The sequence below is a fragment of the Nocardia sp. NPDC004278 genome (assembly GCF_053602975.1).
Genome location: NZ_JBSGEQ010000047.1, coordinates 13,343 through 34,236, shown reverse-complemented (window position 1 = coordinate 34,236; position 20,894 = coordinate 13,343). Strand labels below are relative to the sequence as shown.

Sequence of the window (20,894 nt, the reverse complement as noted above, 5' to 3'; positions counted from 1 at the left end):
CCGTCGACCAGGACAGGCGGGTGAAGTGTCCGGATTTGTCCGGAATCGCCCTGGCTGCCTGGTTCTTTCGCCGATCGCGGTGATCGCTTACGGTGACACCGTGCCCGAATCAGGAACCGAGCGGACGCCGACCCTGCCCACCGTGCTGCGCTGCTGCGCCGCACTGGCGGCCACCCCGGGACGGTTGCTGCGCCCGCGTCGCCCAGATGCCGCACTGCTGGCCGGACTCGATCCGGTGCCGCTGCCGCAGACCAAGGCAACCGTCGGACTCACCGTACTGATGCAGGCCCGCATGGCCGTGCCGACCACGATCGTCGCGGAGGGGGTGCGCAGCCTGCGTGAACTGCCGCTGACCATGGCCGCGTATCTGATCGAGCATCCGAAGGCGCGATTCCTGGTCGACCCCGCCCTGTGCTCGGATGTGCACGCTCGCGTCGTGCCGGAGCTGCCATTTCCGATTCCGCTGCTGGTCGCCCCGGATAAGCCGGTACTCGGCCTGTCCGATGCACTCGCCGCCCGCGATATCGCCGTCGAGGCCATCGATTTCGTGCTCCCGACCCACCTGCACTGGGATCACATCTCCGGTCTGCTGGAACTGCCGGATGCGGTGACCATCCGACTGCCCGCCGCCGAACGCGCATGGGCGCTCGACGGTCCGCATGCACCGATGGGCGTTGCCCCGGGGCCGCTGCGCGGGCGCACCTTCGACACCTTCGAACTCGACGGTCCGCCGGTGCTCACCTTCCCGCGCAGCCTCGATCTGTTCGGCGACGGTTCGGTGCTGCTCGTCGACCTCGCCGGACATACCCCGGGCAGCATCGGCGTACTGCTCGCGGTGGACGACGGCACCCGGGTGCTGCTCGCGGGCGATGCGGTATGGCACCGGATGCAGGTGGAGCTGATCCGCGAGAAGGCCCCCATGCCCGGTCTGCTGTTCGACGCCGACCGGGATGCCACATTCACCACGATCCACCGGCTGCACGCACTGCCCGACGGCATCGACATCGTCGCGGCCCATGACTACGCGGCGGTCGAAGCGCTGGCGGCGCGTTAGCCGATGGTCGCGGTCACCCCTCGATGGACTGCGACGGCTGAATAGCCGCTAGGCGATGACCGTTTCGGCGAGCCGGGCGGTGATCAGTTCCGCCGCCTCGGACACCATCCGGTCGATGAGTTCCGCGCAGGACGGAATGTCGTGGATCAAGCCCTGGGCCAGGCCCGCGGACCAGATGCCCGCGTCGAGATCGCCCTCATCAAAGACGCGGCGCCCGCGCGCACCCGCGACCAGATCCCGCACATCCTCGAAAGTGCCACCGGCCTTTTCGATTTCGACGACCTTGCGGCTGATCTCGTTATCCGCGACGCGCGCGGTATTGCGCATGGTCCGGAAGATCAGCTGGGTGTCGAGTTCGGAGTTGGCGACGATCTGCTCCTTGACCTTCTGATCGATCGCCGACTCCTGAGTGCACAGGAAGCGCGTGCCCATATTGACGCCGTCGGCACCGAGGGCGAGTGCGGCGACCAGACCGCGGGCATCGGCGATACCGCCCGAGGCGATCATCGGAATATCGAGGACCCGCGCGGCGGCCGGAATCAGGATCAGGCCGGGAATATCGTCCTCGCCCGGATGTCCCGCGCATTCGAAGCCATCGATGCTGACGCCGTCCACGCCGATCTTCTGCGCCTTCAACGCATGCCGCACGCTGGTGCACTTGTGCAGCACCTTGATTCCGGCCGCCCGGTAGTACGGCAGGAATGGCTCCGGATTGCTGCCCGCGGTTTCCACGATCTTGACGCCGCTGTCGATGATCGCCTGCACGTATTCGGCATACGGCGGCGGGTTGATCGACGGCAGGATCGTGACATTGACGCCGAACGGCTTATCGGTCAGCTCCCTGGTGCGCGCGATCTCCTCGCGCAGGTCATCGGGGGTGGGCTGGGTCAGCGCGGTGATGAAGCCGAGGCCGCCCGCATTGGCAACGGCCGCGACGAGTCCGGCCCGGCCGACATGCATCATGCCGCCCTGCACGATCGGGTGTTCGACGCCGAACATCTCGGTGAACCTGGTACGAAGCACTGCGCTTCTCCTCTGCGTCGCGGGGCGCGCCAGTCCGCCCTTACGCAGTGATGGTGACACGGGAATCGCTCGTTGTTCAACTTGTAAGTAAGCCGGGATTCGCATCATCATCCCGCATAGACGGAATCTGACAGTCCGGGTAGCGGCTGTGATAGTAGAAGAATGTGCAGTTAGAAGGCATTTTTGACGCTCGGACCACACGCTGAGGCAATTAACGCCGATTCCTATCTTGATATCTTGCTCACGGATTAAGTTAGTTGTTATTCTGCTGACAGTTCAGCCCGTCGGCACCGTCGGATAGACCGGCGCACGTTCGGCGGTCCGAGAGGAGTTCGTGGCATGACCACCGGTGCACAGGCGCTCGACGAGCCGCTGCGGTCGCGGCGCAACCACTGGAACAACCAGATCGCGTCGCATGCGCAGATGCGTCCGGACGCGGTCGCCGTGCGGTTCCGTGGTGTGGACACCACCTGGCAACAGTTGCACGAGCGTTCGCTGAAGTTCGCCGATGCACTCGCCCGGCGCGGCATCGGCTTCGGTGATCGAGTGCTGCTCCTGGCGCTGAACTATCCCGAGTACCTCGAGGCCGTCTTCGGCATCAACGCACTCGGCGCCATCGCGGTCCCGGTGAACTTCCGGCTCACCCCGCCCGAGGTCGCCTATATCGTCAGCGACTCCGGCGCCAGGGCGATCGTCACCGACACCATGCTGCAGCCGCTGGCCACGGCCGTTCAGGGGCAGGCGCCCGAATTGGCGACCTGCATCGTGATCGGCGGCCAGAGCGCCGACGGCGTATTCGGCTACGACGATGTGCTGGCCGAGGGCGGCACACCGCATGCGCCGCTCGATATCCCCGAGGACACCCCCGCACTGATCATGTACACCTCGGGCACCACCGGCAGCCCGAAGGGTGCGGTGCTTTCGCACGCGAATATGAATGCCCAGGCGCTGACCTGTATTCGGGCCATGGATCTGGGACCCGATGCGATCGGCTTCTGCACCTCGCCGCTGTTCCACATCGCCGGACTCGGCAGCCTCGCACCGTACTTCCTGCTCGGCGCCAAGACCGTCCTGCATCCGCTCGGTGCATTCGATCCCACCGAATTCCTCGACGCCGTCGAGCGCGAGCAGGCGACCGCCGCGTTCTGTGTGCCCGCGCAGTGGCAGATGATCTGCGAGGAGCCGACGGTCAAACAGCGCAAGCTCGCGCTGAAGATGCTCAGCTGGGGTGCCGCCCCCGCCTCCGATACCGTGCTGCGCGCCATGGCCGACTGCTTCCCGGACGCGGTCAATGTCGCGGTCTTCGGTCAGACCGAGATGTCGCCCATCACCTGTGTGCTGGAGGGCAAGGACGCGATCCGCAAGCTCGGCTCGGTCGGCAAGCCCATCCCGACCATCCAGGCCCGCGTCGTCGACGATGAGATGAACGATGTCGCCCCCGGTGCGATCGGCGAAATCGTCTACCGCGGACCGACTCTCATGCAGGGCTATTGGAATAAGCCGGAGGCGACCGCCGAAGCCTTCGCCGGTGGCTGGTTCCACTCCGGTGACCTGGTCCGCGCGGATGAGGAGGGCTTCCTCTGGGTGGTGGACCGCAAGAAGGACATGATCATCTCCGGCGGTGAGAACATCTACTGCGCCGAAGTGGAGAATGCGCTCTTCGCACATCCGAAGATCCGCGAGGCCGCCGTGGTGGGCCGGGCGCACGAGAAGTGGGGCGAGGTGCCGGTTGCCGTTGTCGCCCTGGTCGATCCGGATGCCGAGCTCACCCTCGACGAGCTGACACCGTTCCTCAACGAGAATCTGGCGCGCTATAAGCACCCCAAGGATCTGGTGATCGTGCCCGAACTGCCGCGCAATGCCAGCGGCAAGGTCGTGAAAGTGCAGCTGCGCAGGGACTATTCGTCCTGAGTGCGGAAATCGTGGACAGTGGCGACGCGGTGCGTCAAGATCGCCCCATGGCGATACCACGTATTCGCGCCGCGGTCCTCGCCCTGCACTGGCAGGTGAATGTGATTCGGCCCGAGGGATTCTTCGGACCGATGCTGGCCGCGCCGGTCGCGGCGAGCGGGGTGGTGCCGCGCGCGGTGCGTTTGCACGCGGCAGCGGCCGAACGCGGGCTGCCGGTGGCATTCCTGCGCTTCACCATTCCCGTCGGCGAGGGTGGGCTGGTACGCAACACCGGATTCATGCGTTCGGTGGCGGCGGCGCAGACCGACTTTCGGCCGGAGTCGCCGGGCACACAACTCATCCCGGAGATGGCCGAGCAGCCGACCGCGGTCTTCGACAATCAGAAGCTGTCCGGGTTGGCGGGCTGTCCGCTGCCCGAATGGCTCGAGGAGCAGGGCATCGACACGCTGTTCCTGACCGGTGTCGCGACCAATCTGGTGGTCGAGCAAACCGCCAGGCACGCAACCGATCTCGGCTTCACCGTGCATCCGGTCTCGGACTGCGTCGCCGCGGCGAACCCCGAAACGCACACCGGATCGCTGGCGAATCTCGAATTGACCACCGCCGGTTGCCGCACCGCCGACCAGGTACTGGATCTGATCGGTTCGCACTGACCCGGTTCCGGGATGGGCCCGCGACCGAGACGGCGATCGGTCTAGTTATCGGCCCGTGTGCCAACTGATTCGTTCAGCCGAAGGCCGCCTTGCCGCCCGTGGGAAGACGGCCTTCCGTGGCTGACGGGTCGGCCGGTCGCCGGACCCGGCGTTCGAGGCCGGGGCCGACCAGATCCGTGAGCCGCTGGTAGGTCTCGGCGGCGGGCAGCGGTGGATCGGCGTCCGCGATCGAGCCGAGCAGGCCGACGACGCCCCAGGACAGGAAGGTCACCGTCACGGCGAATTCGTCGTCGTCCATATCCAGTCGACCCGCGAGCTGTTCGGTGAGAATCTCTTCCACCATCCGCCGGGTCGAGCGCAACAGCACACCGGTCGCCCTTCGCCCCAATAGCGCCCGGTAGACCTCGGGATTCGCCGAGGCCAGGCGGAATAGCGTGTACAGCGGCGCGAGCGGTGTCGAACCATGCGGGACCTGCGGGTCGTATGCCGCCGACCCGGCATCCGCGACCGCCGCGCGCAGGTACTCGGTACTGCTCACCAGCAGCAGATCGTCCTTGTCGCGGAAGTGCGCGTAGAACGTGGAGCGTCCGACATCGGCGCGATTCAGGATGTCCTGCAGGGTGATCCGGTCGTAGCCGCATTCGATCATGAGCTCGATCAAGGCCCGATGGAGCAGGCTCTTGGTGCGCCGAACCCGGCGATCGGTGCTGCCGGTCATCTCGTCCTCACGTTCCCGTACAGATGGTGCGAATCCGTTCCGAACAGAACATATCTCGCTTTTTGCTTCTGGTCGTTCCGGGTATCGAGTCCGATTATGAACACATGACCGGAAACAGACAACAGTCCACTGCCGCACATGCTGACCCGAAATCCGAGATCGGCATCCTGATCACCAAACCGCGTGGCTATCTCGTGGTGAAATCGGCCTTCCTGCTCGGCCGGGTCGGCGCACTGAACGCTCGACTTGTCGAGCTGACCGGTGCCGCCGCCGGCGAGCGGGCCGTCGATATCGGTTGCGGCCCGGGTCAACTCGTTCGAGCCCTGGCGCAGCGAGTCGGTCCGTCCGGCCACGTGCTCGGCATCGACCCGTCGGCGGAGATGATCGACTATGCGACCGCCCGCACCGCGGCCCGGTCCAACTGCCGATTCGAGGTGGGCACGGCGCAGTCGCTGAATCTGCCCGACGCCTCGGTCGATGTGGTGACCTCGACCTTCGTCATGCATCACATTCCGGAGGCCAAGCGTGCCGCGGCCCTGGCGCAGATGTTCCGCGTACTCCGCCCTGGCGGCAGACTGCTGCTCGCCGATACCCATCCGACCGGACTGGTGCTGCCCGCGATGGTCCGGCTCATGTCCCGATTCGCGGCACGGCGCACCGACGACCCGCATGCGGCCGGACACCAGGCGGATCCGCTAGCAGCCATCGATATCCGCCGCTATCGGGAAGCGTTGCGGGAAGCCGGATTCGGGACGGTCGATTTCACCGCGATCGCGCCGACGACCGGTGTCCTGGTGGCGACCAAGAACGCCTAGATCATGCCCTTCGCGGTCAACCAGCGCATGGTGAACCAGCCGCAGAACACCGGCAGCCAGCAGGTGAGCACGCGGTAGAGCAGCACCGAAGGCACCGCGATGGTCGCCGGCAGACCGAAAGCGGCCAGACCACCGATCAGCGCCGCCTCGACGGCGCCGACGCCGCCAGGTGTCGGCGCGGCCGCGGCCAGGGTGCCGCCGATCATGGTGACGATGGTGACGGTGATGAACGATGCGCCCCCACCGAATGCCTCAACGCTGGCCCACAGCGCCAGCGCCAAGCCGAGTGTGATGGCGCCACAACCGAGCACGATCACCAGGAAGCGCTTCGGATCCCGGGCCAGATCTCTGAGTTCGCCCAGTACCTCCCGCAACTGTGGGCGCACCGAAACGTTCAGCCAGCGACGCAGTTTCGGCACGAACATAAAGGCGCCGATAATGCCGACACCCACACCGGCCGCCAGATAGAGCACCGTGGCGTCGGGGACGAAATGCGAAAGGTCCGCCGAGGTGCCCGCCGCCACGCTGAACAGGATCAACAGGCTGATGTGGGTGATCACCTGTACCGACTGCTGCAATGCGACGGCGGCCGTGGCCCGCACCGCGCCGAGTCCGGCCTTCTGCAGGAAGCGCACGCTCAAGGCCAGCCCGCCGACCCCGGCCGGGGTCGTCGTGGCGGCAAAGGTATTGGCGATCTGCATGATCACCAGATTGCGGAAGCTGACCAGCCGTGACGCACAGGCCCACAGTGCCGCCGCCGCACCGACATACGTCAGCGCCGAAACCGCCAAGCCGAGCAGCGCCCACCACCAGTTGGCGGTGCGCAGCTGGGAGAAGAAGGTCGGCACCGCGCTGATGAACGGATACGCGACGTAGACGAGTCCGATCAGCAGCACCAGCTGGATGATCTGGTTGCGGCTGAACCGGGTGATCTGCTCGGCCTCGATCTTGTCCTGACCGGTCTGCTTGCGCACCTCGTCGCGGGCCGAGGCGACCACATCGGCCCAGTCCGGAATCGACTTCTTGATCCCGGTGGGCATGGCGGACTTGGTGAGTCGGCTCGCCGCGGTCAGCACGGTCTGCTCGCCGAGGGTTTCGATGGCGGTGCGCACCGCGGCTTCCTTGCCGAAGACCGCCGAGGTCGACACCAACAGCTGTGCGACATCGGATTGGCGTTGCTTATTCGAAGCGCCGAACTCCGCGTTGACGAAGCCGCCGAACAGGGTGTCGCCGTTTTCGATTCGGATCTCGACCGGCCGCAGATCACCGTGCGAGATCTGGCCGCAGTGCAGCTCGGCCAGCGATTTCCAGACGCCGGTGAGCACCTCGTCGGAGTGCTCGTCGAGCGGTGTACCCCGGGGCATGGTGTGCGCGTACAGCATCCAGCCGCGTTCCAGCGCCGCGACGGCGACCTGCTCGGTGGCGGCCAGACCCAGTTCACCGGCTGCGACGGCCATCAGCGCGCGATGTTCGACGGCGCGATGCAGGGAACCGTGCATCGCCGCCGTTTCGCTGGTGCGGAAGGTGAGCCAGCGCCACAGCTGGCGCAGCGCGCCGAAGCTGCGCTGGTTCTTGCCGTACATCTCGACGGTCAATTCGCGCTCCGGACCGTCGATGGCGGCGGCGAGCACCAGTGGACCGCGCCCGGCCGGATGCACCACGGTGAATGCGGTAACGGTATGTCCGCGCCCGGCCAGCACCCGCACTGCCGCCTCCAGCGGCACCTCCAGCGCCGGTGTGCCGACCACCAGCACGATGACCGCGCCGACCAACCAGCCGACCGCGAGGCCGAACATGGCCCGCGCCGGCACCACCGTGCTGACCACCAGATGGATCGGCGCGAAGGCCAGCAGCAGGAACCACAGCCAACGCCGCGGCCGGGTGGGCAGCCAGGGACTGGAGACGGTGAGCACCGCCGCCAGCATCGCGATCCAGCGCGGATCGTCGAGGAATTGCGATAGGAAGGTATCGAGCCGGTCCGGCACCTGCATATGCCATTGCGGCGCGGACAATCCCGTGCCGGTGATCGATAGCAGCAGACCGGCGACCAATCCGGCCGCGGCATAGCCCGCGAGCAGCTTCCACTGCCTGCTGATGATCAACTCGAGGAGAATCGCGAACGGCAGCGCCAGAATCGCCATGCCGTAGACCAGATACACCAGATTGGACTGGTCCGGATTGAGGAAGCCGACGATATTCGAGACCGACCGTTCCAGCGCCAGCCATTCCGGCCGGGTGATCAGCGAGGCGGCCACCACAACGCCGACCCACAGGGCCGCGAGCACCACGCGGATGATGTCACTGGTCCGCCGCCTCAGCGGTTGTAGCAGGCTCCCCGTGACCGGGATGTCCCGCCCATCGACTCGCATCTAGTGGGTCCTTCGCTTCTCCGCGTCTGTGGCCGGTCGTCGGGGTGTCGATAAACGTACCGTTGCGGGCCGACGGTTTAGGGTCTGCGGGGACGATACACACCGCGCCGTTTTCGCCGACCTACCGGCCAGTAGACAGCCTTGCCGAATGCCGCCGATCCGATGAGGATCAGGACGGTTCAGGCTATGGCGCAGGAGGTAGCAGATGGCAGCACAAGATCTATCGGACAAGACGGTGGTGGTGACCGGCGCCAGCTCGGGCATCGGCGCGGAGGCGGCGGCGAAGCTGGTGGCGCGCGGGGCGACGGTCGCGGTGGTCGGGCGCGCACCGGAGCGCACCGCCGAGGTGGCCGCGCGGGTCGGCGCGGAATCGTTCATCGCCGATTTCGCCCGCTTCGACGACGTCCGCAAGCTCGCCGATCAACTCCTGGACCGCTATCCGCGCATCGATGTGCTGGCCAATAACGCGGGCGGCGCGTGGGCGAAACGCACCGTCACCGATGACGGCAATGAGCTGACCTTCCAGGTCAACCACCTCTCGCCGTTCCTGCTGACCAGCCTGCTGCTGGAGCGGTTGGTGCAGTCGCGGGCCCGGGTCGTCAATACCGCGAGCACGACCTACCGGATGGCGAAGCTGGATCTCGATACCGTCAACGCCTCGACCGGTTCGTTCAACCAGTTGGCCGCCTACAGCACCTCCAAGCTCGCGAATATCGTCTTCACCAGGGAGCTGGCCCGCCGCACCGAGGGCACCGGGCTGGTCACCGCCGCCTTCCATCCCGGCGCGGTCGCCACCCACGTCTATGACAATGCGCCGCTCGGCCTCGGCGCGTTCATTCGCTCCCCGCTGTCGCGGCCCTTCTTCATCCGGCCCGATAAGGGCGCGGATCCGCTGGTGCACTTGGCGACAACGCAGGACGACATCAACGGCAAGTACTTCCACCGGTTCAAGCTGGAGCAGCCGCGGAACAGGCAGGCGGTGGATCCGGATCTCGCGCAACGGCTCTGGGTGATGTCCGAGGAGATCACCGGCGTGACGAGTTCGGCGAGGTAGGTCAACGGGCGTCCGCACCGAGTGCGTGACGCCCACCGGCCGCATCCTCGGCTTCGACACCGACGCTGAAGACCTCGCCCGTCATATCGCCGCGGTCGAGTTCGACGATCGCCCGCACCACCTGCTCGGTGGGTACCACCGCGGGAAAGCTGTCGGGCGCGATCGCATTCGCCCGCACCCCGAACTCCTCGAATTCGGCCGCGATATGCCGGGTCAGCTGGTTGAGCGCCGCCTTGGACGCCGCGTAGAGCGCCTGTCCGCCGGGGTACACCCGCGAGCCCGCAATGCTGGAGACATTCACGATATTGCGATTGTGTGCCCGATTCTCATCCACGGCATGCACCCAGCAACGCTGTGCCAGTCGGGCCGATAACCGCAGCGGCACACCGACATTGACCGCGAAATGCGGTTCGAATTCGTCGAGTGTCGCATCGCCGTCGACGATGCCGAGCGGTTGAAAGCGGCTGTACGCGGCATTGTTGACCAGCAGATCGACGTGACCGAACCGGGCGAGTGCGAGATCGACGACGCGCTCGATCGCACCCTCCTCGGTCAGATCCGCCTTGATCACGAAGATTCGCGAACCGTTCTCCGGCACCGGCATTTCCGGCGCCAGGGGGTCGACGAACCACTCCAGCTGCGACGGTGCCGCAGGGGTGCGATTGCGGCACACCGCGATGATGTCGTAATCGGTGTACAGACCGCGGCAGAAGATGTCACCGAGTCCGCCACCGGCTCCGGTCAGCAGACATACCCGGCGTTCAGTGCCACTGCGCAATGCTGTCTCCTCCCCAACGCCGCACCACATCTTCCTTCGGCCGGTGCAGCCACATCACCACGCTATTGCGCGGCGCGGCATTGCCGCCGACGAAGGTATGCCACGAACGCGGTGTGCATTCGAACAGCAGCAGCGAATTGTCCATCGGCGGAATTGTCAGTGCGGGAACCGGATTCGCACCGAGCTGGTCGAACAGCGCGGTCTCGCCGCCGTCGCCGGGTTGCCAGTCCGGATTGCCGAAGTAGAACAGCATCGCCACCGCGCGGACCGTCTCCCGCGCGAAGACCTCCGGCGACCGCGCGCCGGACTTCAGATCCACCTCCGGATCCACCGTCGTGACCTGGTCGGGACCGGGCGCCGGACCCTTGAACCAGGCCGGATTCAGATCATTGTGCGGCCACCCCCGCGGGCTGCCCGGCGGATGATGGTGCACCGATCCCTCGACATCACCGGTTGTCGCCACGCCGGCGACGCGGGCGATCAGATCGTGCCATTCCCGGGACAGGAACAGCGCCAACGGCCCGTCCCGCAGTCCGGCCAACTGGGCCCCGACCGCACCGTAATCGGCCGCCACCGAACCGAATGCCTCCGGCTGCTCCCGGCGCACCCGCACCAACTCCTCGGCCAGCCGCCGGTAGAACTCCGGCACGAACACATCCCTGGCATAGATATGCGGAAACGGCTCCATCCGGCGAATCCAGCGCCGATGCGCGAACAGCTCGGCGAACCACTGCGGCACCGCGGACTCAGCTACCCCGGTCAACGTCAAATCCCTCCCGAACGACCATCGCGATCCTAACGGGTACCACCGCCAGCCACGCCTAGGCGGGCGATAGCCGGACCTGGTCCCAGGCGGTGTTCGGCGATTGCGAAGATCGCCGGGTGTGGAACGACCTTCGCGTGTGCTTCATCGGTGATTCCTTCGTCGCGGGTGTCGGCGATCCGCAGTGCCTGGGCTGGGTCGGCCGCCTGGCGGCCGAGACCTATGCGACCGGGCAGCCGCTCACCGCGTACAACCTCGGCGTGCGCAGGCAGACCTCGACCGAGATCCTGGACCGCTGGCAGGCCGAATGCACGCCCCGCTTGCCCGACGGATCCAATGCCCGCCTGGTCGTCTCGTTCGGCGTCAACGACGCCACGCTGCTCGATGGACAACCTCGCGTGGCACCCGAACGATCGGCGGCCAACCTGACCCAACTGCTCGCGCAGGCGGCCGAATACGGGCTGCCGGTCCTGATGGTCGCGCCGCCGCCCATCGATGACGCCGAGCACAATGCCAGGACCGCCGGGCTCGACGAACGCTTCGCCGCCATCTGTACGGCCGCCGCAGTCCCCTACGTCCCCGTCCATCAGCCATTGCGCGACAGCGCGGTGTGGATGCGTGAGGTGCGCGCGGGTGACGGTGCGCATCCAGGTGGGGCCGGATACGACGAGCTGGCCGCACTCATCGGTCCGAGCTGGCGAGAGTGGTTGGCGTGCTGATCTGAGCCATGGCTGCGTCGTCCGGATGCGCGACAGCGCGGTGTGGATGCGCGACGTGAGTGCGGGTGGCGGCGCACATTCGGGTGCGGCCGGTTACGACGAGCTGGCCGCACTCATTGGTCCGCACCGGCGAGAGTGGCCGACGCGCTGATCTGAGCCCATGGCTGCTCGTCGTCTCTGAGCCCAAGGCCGCTCGTCGTCCGGATGATCATCTACAGAAGTGACGACCTAACTGTCTGAGACGGCATATCTCAGGTTGCTGGGAAGCGTGTCCGGGCAGGTCAGGGCGTCGTTATGGATCAGCCGACCGATATATGTCGCGCGGCCTGCTCGGCTCGCTTGCGCCGCGCCACCGCCAAGTCGACCGGTGCCGCCCCCTCCTCGGCGGGTCGAGTGACCAATTCGTGCAGCGTCGGATGCCAGCGGCCGACCTCGTCGCGGAACGAGCCCTCGGTCTCCAACTGGCCGATCGCGCCGACCAACGTGAGCATCGAGCGCGCGAACGGTGTGTAGTGCGCGGGCATGGTCGCCTGCCGCAGCGCGTTGGACAGCCGCGGGTTCGTCACGCGCAATACCTGTTTGCGCAGCCAGCGCGTGGTGAACCGGTAGGTCGGGTGCTGGAAGGGTTCGATGCACGGCACCATCATGTTGAACAGGTCCTCGGCATCAAGTGTGCGACCCGGTTCGCAGAAGCCGTGCCGTCGGGCCGCCGCCTCCAGATCCGTTGGCCCGCCGTTGAACAACGCATCGCAATAGTCGAACGCCCACTCCTCGAAACCCTCGGCGGGCCACGGCGTACATGCCCCGAAGTCGACGATGCCGAGTCGCCCGTCCGGCAGCACCCGGAAATTGCCCGGATGCGGATCGCCGTAGAGCAGACCGCTGCGGATCCAGCTGGAGGCCATGAACCGGACCAGCTGCATGCCCGCCCGATCACGTTCGGCACGCGTACCTGCGGCGACAATGCGCGGCAGCGGTGTGCCGTCGAGCCATTCGGTGATGAGCACATCGCCGCGCTGCTCGACCACGCGCGGAATATAGAAATCCGGATCGTCGGCATAGGCCGCCGCGAAGGCCCGCTGATGGTCGGCCTCGGCGGCGTAGTCGAGTTCGTCGAGCACGCCGGCGCAGATCGCCTCGGTCACTCCCTTGACGTCGGCACCGGGCACGAAAACCGTTGCCAGCGTGGACATGCGGCGCAGCTGGTCCAGATCGTTCGCGACCGCCTGCTTACCGCCGGGATACATCACCTTCACCGCGACGGGTGTGCCGTCGCGCCAGACCGCGCGGTGCACCTGCCCCAGCGATGCCGCGGCCGCGCGTCGATCGTCGAATTCCCGGAAGTGCCAACGCCAGTTCTCCCCCATACTGGCGGCCATCGCCGCGTGCACCGAGCGCGGCAGCATCACGGGCGCGGAATCCTGCAATTGGCTCAGCGCGATCTTGTACGGCTCGGCGAGTTCCCGCGGCAGTGCGAGTTCGTAAATGGCGAGCAGCTGACCGAGTTTCGTCGCGCAGCCCTTCAGCTCGCCGAGTACCTCGAAAATGTGCTGGGCGGTACGCATTTGAATTTCGCGATCGACCTCATCGGCCGATCTGCCCATCGCGCGCTTGCCGATGCCCGCGGCCTGCCGACCCGCGAAGGCGACCGGAATCGCCGCCAGTTTGGCATTGCGAACTGCCGTGCGAACTGGGGGTTTGCCGTGGGGATTCGCCGCGAACAGGCGTGCGCGTCTAGTGGTCGAACTCTCGGTCGGCCGACCGCTGCCACGCTGAATGGTCATGACTCACCTCACACCGCACGCTGACCAGTGTTACTCAGGTGCAGTCTCGCACAGGAGGGCTTAGACTGTCTGGGACGTATTCGGAACCGAGTCGAAAGGTGGCATCTCGATGGGATCCCAGACGGTAGTCGCCGACGTTGCCGATGAGCTGGCACGCCGGGTTGCCGCGGGGGAGTATCAGCCAGGGGATTTGATGCCGTCGGTCCGGCAGGTCGCAGAGGAGTTCGATATGAACCGCGCGACCGCACAGCTGACCCTCGGTCGGCTGGAATCGTATGGATTCGTCGAGGCGCGACGCGGCAAGGGGTTCACCATCCGTGATGTCCGTGAGGCGGGCGGCATCGATGTGTATCGGCACCTCTTCCGTTTCTCGATTCCGATGCCGGATGTGGCCATCGAGATGTTCCGCGACATCGTCGAGGTGGAGCGCGGCATCGTCATGGAGGCGCTGCTCGCCTACACCGGCAGCGAACAGGAGATCGACCCGGCCGAACTCAAGGCCGAGATCGATCAACTGGAATCGCTTGCCCGACAGGAGGTTCCCGACTTCCGCCAGATTCTGGCCATCGAGGTCGGACTGGTCCGCCGCCTGCTCACCGCACTCGGACTGAGCATGCAGCGTGCGATCGTGAACTCCATCGGCGAGATGGTGCTCGACGTACCCGAGGCCGTCGAGGCCTTCTTCGCGGGCGCTGCCGATCTGCATGTATTGGTATGGCGTGCGCTGGTCGCGGTATGGGACTCCGGTTCCGGTCCGTCCGATGCGCAGCTCGCGCTGTTCGAGGATCTGTTCGGGCTGTATCACGAGAAGGTGATCGCCCGCTTCGAGGAGCTGCTCGACACCGCGGCCGACGGCCATGAGGATGCGGCGCACGCGGCGACGGCCTGATCGCCCCGGCTCCTCCGATTCCACTGTCTGAGCCATTGCTGGCCCAACTGCGCTCGATGCCGCCCGAGGGGTGCAGTGTCGCGGCAGCTGGGCAAGATCACCTGAGCTGTTAGCTGTCTGAGACATTTTAAGGTAGATGGCGCGCGGGCAGGGGAATGCGATGGCAGTAGGGCATGCTCGGGGAAGCTCGCCAGCTTGCCGCTGGGCAGGATGGCGCGCCGGGGCATCGCGACCAGGCGCGCCATCATGACGGGCGTGCCATGTGGTGAGATCACTGACTCGGTGAACAACCGGGCGCCGATACGATGCTCGCCGAACTGTTGGGCACCCATTGACGGGAGCGTGTCACCGAATCCGAGGATGCGCCGGTTGCCGCGGAAGGCATCGGCGAGGTGCACTGCGCACAACGACGAGGCGGCTTAGGCTGCGAACCGATGCCCTTTCCGCGAGTGACCGGGAGCGCTCTGTGACATCCATACCGATCCTGCCGCGCCGCTGGACCATTGCCGATATCGCGGATCAGTCCGGAAGGATCGTGCTGGTCACCGGCGCGAACAGCGGTCTCGGCCTGCGTACCGCCGAGGCATTGGCGGCCAAGGGCGCACATGTGCTGCTGGCCTGCCGAAACCAAGTGAAGGCGAGCGCCGCGCTGGATGCCGTCACCGCGATCGCCGCCGGGCCGAAACCCGAAGTGCTGCCGCTGGATCTGGCCGATCTGGCTTCGGTCCGACAGGCCGCGGCAAAGATAAACGACACCATCGACCGGGTCGATCTGCTGATCAATAATGCGGGCATCATGGCGGTGCCGCGCTCGCGCACCGCCGACGGGTTCGATGCCCAATTCGGCACCAACCACCTCGGGCACTTCGCCTTCACCGGCGCCATCCTGCCCGCACTCCTGCGCGCCGAACGGCCGCGGGTGGTGACCGTATCCTCGGTGGCCGCATGGGGTGGCGCGATCAACTGGCTCGATCCCAACTGGGAGCGGCTCTACCTGCGCTGGCCCGCATACTGCCAGTCCAAACTGGCCAATCTGCTCTTCACCGCCGAACTCGATCGCCGGGCCCGGGCGGCCGGGACCGCCCTGCACGCCGTTGCCGCACATCCGGGTCTATCGGCGACCCATCTCTACGCCCGCAACGGTGAGAAGGGGGTGGGCGGCCTCTTGGCGGCGATCCCGCAGACGATCCTGTTCGCGATCGCCCAGTCCGACCGGATGGGCGCGCTGCCGCAGCTATACGCCGCGACGGTGCCGGATCTGCACGGAAACTCCTATGTGGGACCGGGATTCGAACTGGCGGGATATCCACGGCGGGCTCCGCGCAATCCCATGGCCCACAGCCGCTGGACCGCGCGCAGGCTGTGGCGGCTCAGTGAACAGCTCACCGGCGTGCGATATGACTTCTCGGCGACCTGATCACCCATCGCCCCGAAGCTCGGGCGGGAGGCGGACGCCATGCGATCGCTGGGCTGCACCTGCGCGTCCATCGGGTTCGGCCCGGGGTGCTGCCGCAGCGGTCGTGGAATCCGCAGGATGCGGCAAGCCATGTCATCGCTGGGCTGCACCTGCGCGCCCATCGGATTCGGCCCGGGGTGCTGCCGCAGCGGTGGCGGAATCCGCAGGATCGGATGCGGCAATAGGGGCGGCGTTATGAATCGAAACTCATTGCCTTTCGGCGAGGGTGGTACGTCGCCCCAGCTTGCGTGCCGGGGCGACGGCACCGATCCGACTGCTAGAGCTCGCTATTGAGCTTGTTCAGGCGGTCACACGCTTCCACGTACTCGTTGATCAGCCGCGCGATCACATCGGCGGAGCGCTCCACCTTGTTCATCATGCCGACGACCTGGCCGACCGGGTTGAAGTTCACGTCCTTGGCCGCTTCCGGGTAGCGGTGTCCGCGCTTGACGCCGTCCAGGGCAACCATCATCTGCAGCGGCATGGGCAGCGGGTCCGGAGTCTCCGCCGCCTCCCAGGCCTCGGTCCAGTCGTTCTTGAGCATGCGGCACGGCTTGCCGGTCCAGGATCGCGACCGCACGGTGTCGTGGCTGGAGGCATCGATATAGGTCTGCATCTGCGCGGGCGGCACATTCGCCTCCTCGACGGTCAGCCACAGCGAGCCGGTCCACGCGCCCGCCGCGCCCATTGCCATGGCCGCGGCGACCTGACGGCCATTGCCGACACCACCGGCGGCCAGCGCTGGCATATCGCCGATCGCATCGATCACCTGCGGCCAGAGCACCAGCGAGGAGATCTCACCGCAGTGGCCGCCGCCTTCGGTGCCCTGCATGACCACGAAGTCCAGCCCGGCCCGCTTGTGGTTGAGCGCGTGCTTGACCGACCCGCAGAGCGCGCCGATGAGGCGCCCGGAATCCTGGATCTGCTTGATCACATCGTCCGGCGGGGTGCCAAGGGCATTGGCGACCAGCTTGGCCTTGGGATGGCGCAGGATCACCTCGATCTGCGGTGCGACGGTCGTCGCGGTCCAGCCGAGCAGCTGGTTGTGGTGCTCCTCTTCGGGCAGGTGCGGCACATTGTGGTCATTGAGGATCTTCTCGGCGAAATCCCGGTGGCCCTGCGGAACCAGTTCCGCCAGTTTGGCTTCCAACTGTTCCGGGGTCAGATCGTCGATGCCCTTGCCCTCGTATTTGGACGGAATGACGAGGTCGACACCGTAGACGCCGTGCACATGCTCATCGAGCCACGCGAGTTCGACCTCCAGTTGTTCGGCGGTGAAGCCGACCGCACCGAGCACGCCGAGACCACCGGCATTGCTGACCGCGGCCGCCACATCGCGGCAATGGGTGAAGGCGAAAATGGGGAATTCGATCCCCAGCCGGTCGCAGATTTCGGTACGCATGGCGTGCTGGTCTCCCTACTCGCCCCGCAGCCGGAGCGACCGGCCGAGGAGTGCTGGAACGGGTTACATATTTGGTCGCTGGCCCGCGCCGCCGATTCGACCGCCTACCGCAGATATCGCCATGACGCGATGACGGCTTCGTCGGCAGGCGCGGGCGCCTGAAATCGAATGTAACACGTTCTAGTTTCTTTAGGGATAGCCGTTTCAGACGGCCGCCTGTTCCAGGTCGGTGAGCGAGTTCTCCAGGTGGTCCAACAGGCTGCGCAGGCGCGGCACGCTGCGGCGGCAGCCGACGAGTCCGAAGTCCAGGTTGTCGCCATTGGTGGTGAGGGTGATGTTCACGGCCTGTCCGTCGAACGGGATCGACATCGGGTAGGAGGCGTCGAGGCGGGCGCCGTTCCAGTACTGCGGATCCTTGGGGCCGGGGACATTGGAGATGACGATATTGAACGGCGGATTGGCCAGCGACAGCATGCCCGGAAGGAAGGTCAGGGCCAGCGGGCTGAGCATCAGACCGGACAGTGCCATCGTCTGTATCGGCGAGAGCGAGTTGTAGATCTCTTTGCTGCGGCGCATCGATTCGCTCACCACGCGCAGCCGTTCGATCGGATCGGCGATATCGGTGCCGAGGTTGCACAGGATCGCGCCGACCTTCACGCCGCTGGTCTCGGCGGTATCGTCATCGGACCGCAGCGAGATCGGGACCATGGCGATCAATGGCTTGTCGGGCAGCGCATGCTGTTCGATCAGGTACTCGCGCAGCGCACCGGCCGACATCGTGAGCACCACATCATTGACGGTGGTGCCGGTGGCCTTCTTGACCTGTTTGACGCGTTCCAGCGGCCAGGACCGCACCGCGCAGCGCCGGGCGCCGCCGATCGGCACATTGAACATCGAGCGCGGCGCATCGAACGGCATGGTCAGCTGCTGTTGCAGCAGCGCGGCGCGGGCCGCCCGCAGTGCGGCCGGAGCGGAATTGGCCGCCGACAAGAGATTTCGCGCGATCCCGCCGAACCGGGATCCGGACGGTTCGGGCGCGCGCCGCGAACGAGGCAGATTCCACGGCACGCGCATTTCGTTCGCCGCGGGGTCGTCGGTGAGTGTGCGCTGCAACAGCCGCTGCGCGGCGACACCGTCGATCAGCGCGTGGTGCATCTTCGAGTAGATGGCGAAGCGGTCGTCGCTCAGCCCCTCCACCAGGTGGATCTCCCACAGCGGGCGGTGCCGGTCGAGCAGGGCGCTGTGCAGCTCGGAGGCCAGCTCGAGCAATTGGTCGAAGCGCCCCGGACTCGGCAGCGCCGACCGGCGCAGATGATAGGCGAGTTCGATGTCTTCGGCCTGCGTCCACGCCAGCTGCGGTGCGCCGAGCCAACTCGCCGGTCGTTTGCGGAAGGTGGGGTGGAATTCGGTGTCCGCCAACAACTTCTCGTGAATTATCTGGGCGTAGTCGGGCCCGGCGTCTTCCGGCGTCTCGAACAGCTGCAGTGAACCGACATGCATTGGGTGCTCGCGGGATTCGGCCAGCAGAAATACGGCATCGATCGGAGAAATGAGCTCCATTGGTGAGTCGCCCCCTGACGACGGTGTGGTGTGGAGGTCTCGAACAAGCGGTATCGACCACGATGTCGGAAGGGCTCGCGCAGCCAGTCCCCTGCGCGGTGGCCTCAACCTTACTGAAAGGTCCGGATCGGCGTCCGCCGAATCAGTGATCCTTGACCAGCAGCAAGTAGCCCTGGCGACCCCGCTCGCCGGGATCCGGTTCCCGTACCAGCCGGGCGGTCGCCGTGAAACCGGCCTGGTCGGCCAGTGCGGCGAGCCGATCGGGCGACCAGCGGTAGGAGCGAATCACCTTGTGGTCGTACGGTTCCACATCCTCGACAGCGGCGGCTTGGAAGCCGAGCAGCGCGTGCCCTCCGTTTTCGAGTACCCGATGGAACTCCGTCAACACCGCGGGAATCCGTTCGGGTGGTAGATGGATGAACGAGTACCACGCGAGGACGCCCGCGAGGGTACCGTCGGCGAGGTCGAGGTGTTCGAGCGCACCCTCGCCGAAGGTCAGTTCCGGATGTCGCGCTCGCGCCAGTGCGATCAGCCGCGGTGACAGGTCGATGCCGAAGATATCCAGTCCGAGCCCCGCCAGGTGCGCGGTCAGTCGGCCCTCGCCACATCCGAGGTCGGCGACCCGACCAGAACCGTTGGCCCGCACCAGTTCCGCGAATACGCCGAGCATGGCGCGGTCGAACGGCTGGGACTCGAGGTGCCCGATGACGAACTCGGCGTATTGGTCCGCGAGGTCGTCGTAGGCGGTGCGGGTCTGCGCCACATCGGCGTAATCGGTGCGTGCCATCCGGCCATCATTCCACCGCGGGGCGCCGCGACGGCAGACGGCGCAGCAGTTGGTCGAGTCGCAGCGCGGTATCGCAGGTGCCGAGTATCGCGGTGCCGCCCGCGACGACGAGCACACCGTAGGAAGACATTTCATCGAAACCCACCGATGTCCACATCGCCGCCGCGAAGGCGATCAGCACCGCGGTTGCGAGGCGTGCGGTGGATTTCGCCGCGATGCCGAGGATCAGACCGATGGCGATCAGGGTTTCCAGCGCCGTCGCGACTGCGGCCAGGGTTGGTACGGACCAGTCCAACGCCTGGGGTACCAAGGTTCTGGTGTAGTCGACGAACGCCGAATAGCTGCCCCAGGAAACGTCTTTCGTGCCCGGCGCGCCGAGTAGTCCGAACCGGTCCGCGACCGATCCGGCGAACAAGGCGCCCAACAAAATTCGCACGGCGGTATCGATGGCCACGAATCGGGCCGCGCTCACGGTCAGCACCGCGACGCTCACTAGAACGACCGCGGTGATCGATCCAACGGATCCGTCCGGGAACATCAGCCAGCCGGATTCGATCACCAGGGCCAGTGCCGAGAGCCCGACGACAGCCTGTCCAGTCATGTGCACCATCCAAAGTAGTAAGGTTCCTGACTAAAGGTACGAAGGAGTCGAAGAATGGTCAAGAGCCTGACTAATCCGCTGGCCGATCGGCCGCCGCCGCTCGGGAATCTGCTCAGCGCCGCGGCGAGAACGCTTGCGGCCGAAATGGATGCGGGTTTGGCCGCGGCCGGATTCACCGACCTGCGCGCCGCGCACACGCCGGTATTCCAGGTAATCGATCCCGAGGGCACCCGGCTGATCGACCTGGCCGCGCGGGCGGGCATGACCAAACAGGCGATGGGCGAACTCGTGCGGCACCTGGAATCGCGCGGTTATGTCGAGGTGGCTCCCGACCCGACGGATCGGCGCGCACGGCTGGTGCGCCTGACTCCGCTTGGCCGGTCCGTGCTGGCGGCCGGACTCGATGTGGTCGAGCGATTCGACGCGCATCTCGACGCGATAATCGGTGCGGCCGAAGTGGTTCGGCTGCGCGATGTGCTGATGAAGATCATCGGCGGTGCGGGTCTGACCTTCAGTGCGGGCGCGACCGAGGTGATGCGCGCCGAATGAGCGCGGGAC

The 20,894-nt window shown here is 66.3% G+C and carries 19 protein-coding genes; 9 read left to right on the top strand and 10 right to left on the bottom strand.

Translation table 11 applies throughout. The features are described from left to right. The first annotated feature begins 100 nt into the window (after positions 1-100). Positions 101-1,054, top strand: coding sequence for an MBL fold metallo-hydrolase (locus tag ACWEO2_RS39510; RefSeq protein ID WP_452410047.1), 954 nt, complete (start codon positions 101-103; stop codon positions 1,052-1,054). A gap of 48 nt (positions 1,055-1,102) precedes the next feature. On the opposite strand, the gene ACWEO2_RS39505 is transcribed toward ACWEO2_RS39510, so the two are convergent. After that, entirely contained in the window at positions 1,103-2,077 is a 975-nt protein-coding gene (locus ACWEO2_RS39505; RefSeq protein WP_452410046.1) for an NAD(P)H-dependent flavin oxidoreductase, read from the bottom strand. A gap of 339 nt (positions 2,078-2,416) precedes the next feature. Here ACWEO2_RS39505 and fadD5 point away from each other — a divergent pair, with 339 nt between their 5' ends. Continuing rightward, the gene (gene fadD5, locus ACWEO2_RS39500; RefSeq protein WP_452410045.1) at positions 2,417-3,988 is read left to right on the top strand and encodes a fatty-acid--CoA ligase FadD5; all 1,572 of its coding nucleotides are present in this window, start codon (positions 2,417-2,419) and stop codon (positions 3,986-3,988) included. Between the two features lie 47 nt (positions 3,989-4,035). Continuing rightward, a complete protein-coding gene (locus ACWEO2_RS39495; RefSeq protein ID WP_452410044.1) occupies positions 4,036-4,641 on the top strand; it encodes a cysteine hydrolase in 606 nt (201 codons plus the stop codon). A gap of 73 nt (positions 4,642-4,714) precedes the next feature. Here the strand turns inward: ACWEO2_RS39495 and ACWEO2_RS39490 are convergent, their stop codons facing one another. Beyond that, positions 4,715-5,359 carry a TetR/AcrR family transcriptional regulator gene (locus ACWEO2_RS39490; protein WP_452410043.1) on the bottom strand — a complete coding sequence of 215 codons (645 nt, stop codon included), beginning with the start codon at positions 5,357-5,359 and terminating at the stop codon, positions 4,715-4,717. A 104-nt stretch (positions 5,360-5,463) separates the two neighbouring features. On the opposite strand from ACWEO2_RS39490, the gene ACWEO2_RS39485 reads away from it, so the two are divergent. Continuing rightward, the gene (locus ACWEO2_RS39485) at positions 5,464-6,174 is read left to right on the top strand and encodes a methyltransferase domain-containing protein (protein WP_452410042.1); all 711 of its coding nucleotides are present in this window, start codon (positions 5,464-5,466) and stop codon (positions 6,172-6,174) included. Here ACWEO2_RS39485 and ACWEO2_RS39480 read toward each other — a convergent pair. After that, on the bottom strand, positions 6,171-8,543 hold the full coding sequence (locus ACWEO2_RS39480; RefSeq protein WP_452410041.1) for a lysylphosphatidylglycerol synthase transmembrane domain-containing protein: 2,373 nt from the start codon (positions 8,541-8,543) through the stop codon (positions 6,171-6,173). The two genes, ACWEO2_RS39485 and ACWEO2_RS39480, sit on opposite strands and share 4 nt — an antisense overlap. A gap of 205 nt (positions 8,544-8,748) precedes the next feature. Between ACWEO2_RS39480 and ACWEO2_RS39475 the strand changes: the two genes are divergently transcribed. Then, complete coding sequence (locus ACWEO2_RS39475) at positions 8,749-9,597, top strand: SDR family NAD(P)-dependent oxidoreductase (protein ID WP_452410040.1); 849 nt, start codon at positions 8,749-8,751, stop codon at positions 9,595-9,597. A 1-nt stretch (position 9,598) separates the two neighbouring features. Here ACWEO2_RS39475 and ACWEO2_RS39470 read toward each other — a convergent pair whose 3' ends face one another. Together ACWEO2_RS39470 and ACWEO2_RS39465 are read right to left on the bottom strand one after the other, a co-directional pair. Further along, positions 9,599-10,375 (bottom strand): SDR family NAD(P)-dependent oxidoreductase, encoded by a 777-nt coding sequence (locus tag ACWEO2_RS39470; RefSeq protein ID WP_452410039.1) that lies wholly within the window; start codon positions 10,373-10,375, stop codon positions 9,599-9,601. After that, positions 10,359-11,138 carry a 2OG-Fe(II) oxygenase family protein gene (locus tag ACWEO2_RS39465; RefSeq protein ID WP_452410038.1) on the bottom strand — a complete coding sequence of 260 codons (780 nt, stop codon included), beginning with the start codon at positions 11,136-11,138 and terminating at the stop codon, positions 10,359-10,361. The genes ACWEO2_RS39470 and ACWEO2_RS39465 overlap by 17 nt, the downstream gene beginning before the upstream one ends. Before the next feature lie 119 nt (positions 11,139-11,257). Here ACWEO2_RS39465 and ACWEO2_RS39460 point away from each other — a divergent pair, with 119 nt between their 5' ends. Then, the gene (locus ACWEO2_RS39460; RefSeq protein WP_452410037.1) at positions 11,258-11,857 is read left to right on the top strand and encodes a DUF459 domain-containing protein; all 600 of its coding nucleotides are present in this window, start codon (positions 11,258-11,260) and stop codon (positions 11,855-11,857) included. Positions 11,858-12,156: 299 nt separating this feature from the next. Here ACWEO2_RS39460 and ACWEO2_RS39455 read toward each other — a convergent pair whose 3' ends face one another. After that, the gene (locus ACWEO2_RS39455) at positions 12,157-13,641 is read right to left on the bottom strand and encodes an ABC1 kinase family protein (RefSeq protein WP_452410036.1); all 1,485 of its coding nucleotides are present in this window, start codon (positions 13,639-13,641) and stop codon (positions 12,157-12,159) included. Positions 13,642-13,750: 109 nt separating this feature from the next. Between ACWEO2_RS39455 and ACWEO2_RS39450 the strand changes: the two genes are divergently transcribed. Together ACWEO2_RS39450 and ACWEO2_RS39445 are read left to right on the top strand one after the other, a co-directional pair. Continuing rightward, entirely contained in the window at positions 13,751-14,530 is a 780-nt protein-coding gene (locus ACWEO2_RS39450) for a GntR family transcriptional regulator (protein WP_452410035.1), read from the top strand. A gap of 466 nt (positions 14,531-14,996) precedes the next feature. Then, complete coding sequence (locus ACWEO2_RS39445) at positions 14,997-15,947, top strand: oxidoreductase (protein WP_452410034.1); 951 nt, start codon at positions 14,997-14,999, stop codon at positions 15,945-15,947. Positions 15,948-16,263: 316 nt separating this feature from the next. Here ACWEO2_RS39445 and ACWEO2_RS39440 read toward each other — a convergent pair whose 3' ends face one another. From ACWEO2_RS39440 to ACWEO2_RS39425, 4 genes are all read right to left on the bottom strand, one after another. Then, the gene (locus ACWEO2_RS39440) at positions 16,264-17,388 is read right to left on the bottom strand and encodes an NAD(P)H-dependent flavin oxidoreductase (RefSeq protein WP_452410033.1); all 1,125 of its coding nucleotides are present in this window, start codon (positions 17,386-17,388) and stop codon (positions 16,264-16,266) included. 204 nt (positions 17,389-17,592) lie between these two features. Further along, positions 17,593-18,948 (bottom strand): WS/DGAT/MGAT family O-acyltransferase, encoded by a 1,356-nt coding sequence (locus ACWEO2_RS39435; RefSeq protein ID WP_452410032.1) that lies wholly within the window; start codon positions 18,946-18,948, stop codon positions 17,593-17,595. A gap of 142 nt (positions 18,949-19,090) precedes the next feature. Continuing rightward, the gene (locus ACWEO2_RS39430) at positions 19,091-19,735 is read right to left on the bottom strand and encodes a class I SAM-dependent DNA methyltransferase (RefSeq protein ID WP_452410031.1); all 645 of its coding nucleotides are present in this window, start codon (positions 19,733-19,735) and stop codon (positions 19,091-19,093) included. Between the two features lie 7 nt (positions 19,736-19,742). Next, positions 19,743-20,336 (bottom strand): hypothetical protein, encoded by a 594-nt coding sequence (locus ACWEO2_RS39425; RefSeq protein ID WP_452410030.1) that lies wholly within the window; start codon positions 20,334-20,336, stop codon positions 19,743-19,745. 54 nt (positions 20,337-20,390) lie between these two features. Between ACWEO2_RS39425 and ACWEO2_RS39420 the strand changes: the two genes are divergently transcribed. After that, complete coding sequence (locus ACWEO2_RS39420) at positions 20,391-20,885, top strand: MarR family winged helix-turn-helix transcriptional regulator (protein WP_452410029.1); 495 nt, start codon at positions 20,391-20,393, stop codon at positions 20,883-20,885. The last annotated feature ends 9 nt before the right edge of the window (positions 20,886-20,894 follow it).

Excerpts from the sequence above, each read along its gene's own strand:
- fadD5 (WP_452410045.1), top strand. The coding sequence starts at position 2,417 with ATGACCACCGGTGCACAGGCGCTCGACGAGCCGCTGCGGTCGCGGCGC.
- ACWEO2_RS39425 (WP_452410030.1), bottom strand. The coding sequence starts at position 20,336 with ATGACTGGACAGGCTGTCGTCGGGCTCTCGGCACTGGCCCTGGTGATC.
- ACWEO2_RS39490 (WP_452410043.1), bottom strand. The coding sequence starts at position 5,359 with ATGACCGGCAGCACCGATCGCCGGGTTCGGCGCACCAAGAGCCTGCTC.
- ACWEO2_RS39480 (WP_452410041.1), bottom strand. The coding sequence starts at position 8,543 with ATGCGAGTCGATGGGCGGGACATCCCGGTCACGGGGAGCCTGCTACAA.
- ACWEO2_RS39430 (WP_452410031.1), bottom strand. The coding sequence starts at position 19,735 with ATGGCACGCACCGATTACGCCGATGTGGCGCAGACCCGCACCGCCTAC.
- ACWEO2_RS39455 (WP_452410036.1), bottom strand. The coding sequence starts at position 13,641 with ATGACCATTCAGCGTGGCAGCGGTCGGCCGACCGAGAGTTCGACCACT.
- ACWEO2_RS39435 (WP_452410032.1), bottom strand. The coding sequence starts at position 18,948 with ATGGAGCTCATTTCTCCGATCGATGCCGTATTTCTGCTGGCCGAATCC.
- ACWEO2_RS39450 (WP_452410035.1), top strand. The coding sequence starts at position 13,751 with ATGGGATCCCAGACGGTAGTCGCCGACGTTGCCGATGAGCTGGCACGC.
- ACWEO2_RS39485 (WP_452410042.1), top strand. The coding sequence starts at position 5,464 with ATGACCGGAAACAGACAACAGTCCACTGCCGCACATGCTGACCCGAAA.
- ACWEO2_RS39495 (WP_452410044.1), top strand. The coding sequence starts at position 4,036 with ATGGCGATACCACGTATTCGCGCCGCGGTCCTCGCCCTGCACTGGCAG.
- ACWEO2_RS39475 (WP_452410040.1), top strand. The coding sequence starts at position 8,749 with ATGGCAGCACAAGATCTATCGGACAAGACGGTGGTGGTGACCGGCGCC.
- ACWEO2_RS39440 (WP_452410033.1), bottom strand. The coding sequence starts at position 17,388 with ATGCGTACCGAAATCTGCGACCGGCTGGGGATCGAATTCCCCATTTTC.
- ACWEO2_RS39420 (WP_452410029.1), top strand. The coding sequence starts at position 20,391 with ATGGTCAAGAGCCTGACTAATCCGCTGGCCGATCGGCCGCCGCCGCTC.